Origin of the sequence: Acinetobacter sp. P8-3-8, from assembly GCF_000214135.1 — a bacterium.
In the GTDB taxonomy this organism is placed as follows: Bacteria; Pseudomonadota; Gammaproteobacteria; order Pseudomonadales; family Moraxellaceae; genus Acinetobacter.
This window is the reverse complement of the sequence record NZ_AFIE01000090.1, coordinates 1-5,751: the sequence shown is the minus strand read 5'-3', so window position 1 is coordinate 5,751 and position 5,751 is coordinate 1. Positions and strand designations below refer to the sequence as shown.

At 45.1% G+C, this 5,751-nt stretch carries 4 protein-coding genes and 1 pseudogene; all 5 read left to right on the top strand.

Annotated elements, in window-relative coordinates; translation table 11 throughout:
* Window positions 1-753 (top strand): annotated as a pseudogene (locus tag GGG_RS21085) (tape measure domain-containing protein); the annotation flags it as partial.
* Window positions 750-1,169: a hypothetical protein gene (locus GGG_RS0118120; RefSeq protein ID WP_010117563.1), complete on the top strand. Its 420-nt coding sequence runs from the start codon at window positions 750-752 to the stop codon at window positions 1,167-1,169. The pseudogene GGG_RS21085 and the gene GGG_RS0118120, both read left to right, overlap by 4 nt.
* Entirely contained in the window at window positions 1,159-3,120 is a 1,962-nt protein-coding gene (locus GGG_RS0118115) for a hypothetical protein (protein WP_029574707.1), read from the top strand. Before GGG_RS0118120 ends, GGG_RS0118115 begins: the two co-directional genes overlap by 11 nt.
* A 9-nt stretch (window positions 3,121-3,129) precedes the next feature.
* Window positions 3,130-4,746 (top strand): hypothetical protein, encoded by a 1,617-nt coding sequence (locus GGG_RS0118110; protein ID WP_029574706.1) that lies wholly within the window; start codon window positions 3,130-3,132, stop codon window positions 4,744-4,746.
* Window positions 4,747-4,870: 124 nt separating this feature from the next.
* Window positions 4,871-5,751 (top strand): hypothetical protein (locus GGG_RS20060; RefSeq protein ID WP_138920297.1); only part of this gene is annotated, 881 nt, incomplete at its 3' end.

Here is a 5,751-nt window from a genome sequence, read left to right as displayed (position 1 = left end):
GCAAATGCCAAAGCAGCTTCACTAGGTTTATCGATCCAGGTAAGTGAAACCGGCCAAGTTTCAGTGAAAGCCAATAATGCCGTGGAAGAAAGCTTACACCGTGTTCGTAATGCAACTGATCATGCTGGCGATGGTTTTGATGAGCTTGGTCACAGGGGGGTTAGTGCTGCAAATGATGTTACAGATGCATGGGAAGAGGCGAGACAGGCAGCAGCCGCGGACTTTGACGAATTAAGAGCACGAATGAAGCGGGAGGGCGAAGCCTATGGCTCGATTTATAAGTATGACTCATACAGTAGGGCCGATGTTTTGGCCAAGGTTAAGAGTATGGGGTATGACGATAAGCAAGCTGAAAAAATTGCAGGTGATCTCTGGTCGAAAGGTTTAGCAGCTGATAAAGACACATATCAAAAAAATATGGGCAAAAGTGGTTTTGGGCCACTATCAACTCTTATTCAGCAAGAATTTAGGAATGCCGCATCTAAGGGTCTTACCACTCAAATCGGAACGAATAAAATTAATGATTTACTTCGTAATATTAACGTGGCTTCTACGGGGTCATCCGGTTTGAATGATTACGCGCCATCTATTCCTTCTGCGCCATCAGCTAGAGATTTAGGTCAACCAGGCAAAGAAGTCACTTATAACTTTGACTTTAATGGTAAGCAGATGAAATTTAGCGGGCCAGCAGGACAAGAGTCTTTAATGAATGAACTTGTTAATCAATTAAAAACACAAGCGAGATCAACATGAAATTAATCCGCTTAGCAACATCAGAAACCGTCCCATTAGAGGACGGTTTTTTATGGTCTGATGAATTTTCATGGAAGGCTATTGAGCAGAATCAAGCCTACGCCATGGATGGCACTTTGCAGATTCAGGAAGGCAAAAAGAAGTCTGGTCGGCCAATCACTTTGCAACCGGCTGATACAGGTATGGGTTGGATCAAGCTTCGACAATTACGGACTGTTTTGGAGTGGTCCAAGCTACAGGATGAGAATTTTAAACTGCAGTTTGAGCAGCCGCATGACAACCGACAATTTACAGTCAAATTCAACCATCAGGATGGCGCTTTAGAGGCTGATCCGGTGAAAGGGATTCCAGCGGTATCACTGGATGATTATTACAACGTGACCTTGCGCTTTACGGAGTTAAACGATGGCGATTGAAACAAAGGATTTAGTAATCTACAAGTCTGAACGCTTGACGGATAACACGGACGGTGGTGGCAAATATTCTGGCGTGGTGGTGCAAGACGGGATCAGCAATAACCTGTTCAATGATGTGTCTGAAATGGATCGAACCATGGGTGATGTATCCATGCGCAAGGTCTTTCCAGCGGTTACGACTGAAGACACCGATTTACTCATGGGAGCAACAGTATTTATCTCTGAGCTGCCTAAAGATCCAAACGTCTCCGCACTGTTGTTCAGCACCAAGAACTGGACGGATGAGCGCCAGTCGGCACAGAACCGGGTGGAAAACTATCTGGCCAAAGCTGGTCAGATTGCCGGAACACCACTGGATACTCATTGGCAGGGCATGTCATCACTTCAGGTTGTGATGTGGCCACAGGAGGTTGAGGCATCGGTAGGCGATACCATTGTTCTAATCAGTGATGAAGGCAAGGCTTTAGAACTCGAGCAGTATGTGCGGATCACCAAAGTAGAGACACGCATTGCCAAGATGGTGATTGATAAAGAGGAGATTGAATATAAAGTCGCAACCTATGCTATCAATGACCCACTGGAAGCGGACTTTGTTGGGTTATCTGCAAAACAATGGTATGAGTTGCAGCCATCAAAAACCATTATCCGCGATACCTTAGTCGCTGATACCGGCCTGTATTACTCATCTACCGCGCTGGCAACTGAGGCAAACGTGGGCGAGTTTACGGTCAATGCAAAAAGTATCTTTGCCCAGCTGATTCCATCTGCTCAGACCGAAACCCCAATTGTTGATGTGAATGCTGCAGGTGAAAGCGTGGTACTCGTGGCCGGTAACAACAGCACAATCACAGTGAATTATCCCAATACGGTGATTGGGATGAGTCAGAACCTGTATATCGGTTCTGCAGTGATTCCATCAAGTGTAGCGTTTAGCCAGCAAGGCCAGCAGATCGCGGATCAAGGTGGCTTGCTTAAAAATACCCAAGGCACCCAGGTCGGAACGATTGATTATCAGCGTGGCTTGATTCAATGGACTGCGGCAGCACCAGCCGGAAATGTGAACTTGAATATCACGTTCAAGCCAGCTGCGGCACCAAACCAGTATTATCAAAGTCATGCCATCCCGGTCACTCAAAATAATCAAAGTACCAACTGGACCGGAGTATTAATTCCGATTCCGGCACCCGGCGCTTTGTCGATCTCATATATGAGTCAGGGTAAGTTCTATGAACTTAAAGACGACGGATCAGGCCAGTTAAAGGCTGCCAGTCCTTCATTTGGTTCAGGCATGATCAATTATGAAACTGGCTCATGGCTATTAACGACTGGTGCTTTACCTGATGTGGATACGCCGATTCTGCTGAACTGGGGCACACCGATTGTCACCTTCGTACGATCAAACTTGAGTGTCGAAAAGGCTGCCTTTGATTTTGATTTAGGCCATGCAGGCATCTTATCGGGTGTCACCATTAATTGGTTGCTTGAGGGTGAGTCCAAAACTGCAACTTCCAATGCTCAAGGTAAGTTTACTGGCGATGCTACGGGTGAAATCAACTATGCGACCGGCATTGGCAAGATCATTCCAAATAAGTTGCCGCAAAAAGGCACGGTATTTTCGGTGATCTATAACTATGGTCAATCACTTGAGCAGACCAAGATGGATGTTGCTCCTGTAAATCAAAAGCTGACCTTTAACATTGGTACAGGACCAGCAATTCAGCCAAATAGTGTTGAGTTAAAAATTCCACTTCAAAGCAGTGAGGGGATTACAGGGTCTGTAACTCTGACAGATGTGCCGGTGAATGCAACTATGGGTAATCTAGTGAATAGCCGTGGTCAAGTGCAAGGCACCATTATCTATGCCACTGGCGCAGTTGAAGTCACACCAAAAAGTACAGCGAGCAGATTTGTGCAAACCTTTACACCTATGGCTACCTATGCGGCTGCCTAGCGAGGAAATATGTCTTTTTATTCTCCACAACCATCCGGTATTCAGGGCGAACAGGTTGAGCTGAAGGCTTTTAATACTGTTGATGTACAGATTAAATACCGTGATACATCCGGCTCCAATTCGGCCACACGTATAGTGACTGCAAACAAGCTCAAATTGGATTTATCCTCTGGCTTTGATGAGCAGATCTTGATAGGCTCAGCACGATTCAAAGTCGGTGCTGATACCTTTCTGGATCGTACTGGCTTGCTGTATCGTAATGTGAATCCGGCCAATAATAGCGGTATTCAGTCAGGTGTCATTCAATACGGCAACGGGATTATTGAAATCGATTCCTGGACGCCGAACGCAGATAACACGATTACTCTGGAATCCTTAACCACTACAACCGACCTGTTGCCGGTCAATAAGATCAGCTTTAGAACCCCAATCATGCCGATCCGCCCACAATCCTTAACAATAGTGGTGGGCACGATTGAATTTGGCCAATTGACACTGACTGCGGATGAAAACGGGGTGATTGAAACTAGTCGGGCGCATGGTCAGGTCAATTGGGATAATGGTTTTGTCACGATTTACTTTTACACCAAAACCAAAATCACTGAGGCCAATCGAGCAGAGATTGAGGCCAATGATTGGTATGACCCGTTGCTGGAGTACCAGGAAGGAGTAGACACTTATATCAATGTTCCAGTCTGGGTCGATGCTTCATCAGTACGTTATAACGCAGTCGCTTATACCTATATTCCACTGGATTCTGAAATTTTAGGTTTATCTGCGACTCGTTTACCGATTGATGGTCGGGTGCCGATTTTCAGGGTGGGTGGTATTGGTATTGTCAGCTCAAGCAAGGTGCAGCAGTTACCAAGTGCGATTGCTGGCACTACATATGAGTTGGGTGATCAACGGATTTCATGGGCAGAACTGGAAGATGCCAATGGAACGAAAGTGCCTTTTGATCTATATACCGTTGATTATGACTATGGCCGCGTGACATTGGGCGGTGACTTCGTACTGGGCAATCTGGTTGCACCACTGACAATGAAATACCGTTATCAGGATATGGGTCTGATTCGTGATGTACAGATTAACGGTCAGCTGACTTTCACCAAGCCTTTAACCCATAACTATGATGCGGTGGATACTATTGTTGGTTCTGCTTTGGTTATTGGTGATATGCAGGCACGATATACCAGAAAGTTCGTACAAGGTTCATGGAATGGCGCTTGGGCAGATGAGCCTGTTGGGGCAACCATACCAGCCAATTACAACGATGCGCTGTATCCATTCATGGTGAAAAATAAAGGCGCTATTCAAGAGCGTTGGTATATCCAGTTTACCAACTCAACAGAATTCCGATGTATTGGGGAATACTCTGGTCAGATTGGCACCGGTAACGTTAATGCCGACTATGCACCGATCAACCCGGTCACTGGTGTTCCATATTTTATGATCAAAAAAGAAGGTTGGGGTTCGGGATGGGCTAATGGGAATGTTCTGCGCTTCAATACTGTGGCTGCAAACTTTCCAGTCTGGGTGATTCGTACTGTGAAGCAATCTGAACCGGCAGTGTTATCAGATCAATTTCAGATCATGCTACGTGGTGACATTGATCGCACAATTTAACCAATACGACCGCAATTGCGGTCTTTTTTTTGTGGAAAAAATAATGAGCGGAAAAGTTAAATGGTTTACATCATCCAACATTAATGCACCAACGCTCGATAACAATTGGGGTGCATTAGTTAATGTGCTCTCTAAATGTCTAATCGACGGTTATGGTGCGCAAACACTTTTAAATATTGTGATTGAAAATGGTGTTGCAATTGCATCATTTAGTGGGGCGCATAATCTTGAGATGTTCCAGTGGGTTGAAATCTCAGGATCAAACAATAGTGTGCTCAATGATGAATTTAAAATCTTGGGTGCAACCCCTACCACGATTGAATTTTTAATTGATCTACCGGATCAGACTATTAATGAAACACTAAGTTGCCGGCTTGCGCCCTTGGGTTGGTCTAAGCCATACAGTGATACAGGTCGGGCGGTATTTCAAGCAAAGAACACGGATAATAATCCATATTATTTACGTGTTGATGATACTTGTGATCCTCTGCATACTCCGACACGCGCCAAGTTTGCAAAAGTGGGAATATTGGAGTCTTGCACTGGCATTGATGACATTAGTGGATCTCAAGCACCGTTTGATCCATTACTACCGACAAAGAACTGGATTGGCACAGGATCCGCGGTTGGCAATTCAGGTGCGTATATCGGTTGGGCGAAATGGCCTTACGCAACCGCCGACACCGGAGGATTGTATTACGCTTTAAGTACGAACGCGGTCAATGGGGTAAGGTCTTGGATATTAGTCGGTGATGATGAGAATTTTTACATCATGCCGAGTGTCACGATTGAAACATCAACAAACCAGTATAAAGATTATTCACTATGCCATGCTTTTGGTATTTTCGATGGTTTGGATTGTCCATATATTGCGGCATGGCATGATTATAATACAATCGGCACTTCAAGTTATGGTGGTAATAGTGCATTCTCAGGGTCTGGTTCAGGCTTTTTAATACTACTTAAAAATAAAGACGGCTCGTATGTTCGAAGCAGCGATACAAG

Excerpts from the sequence above, each read along its gene's own strand:
- GGG_RS0118120 (WP_010117563.1), top strand. The coding sequence starts at position 750 with ATGAAATTAATCCGCTTAGCAACATCAGAAACCGTCCCATTAGAGGAC.
- GGG_RS0118115 (WP_029574707.1), top strand. The coding sequence starts at position 1,159 with ATGGCGATTGAAACAAAGGATTTAGTAATCTACAAGTCTGAACGCTTG.
- GGG_RS0118110 (WP_029574706.1), top strand. The coding sequence starts at position 3,130 with ATGTCTTTTTATTCTCCACAACCATCCGGTATTCAGGGCGAACAGGTT.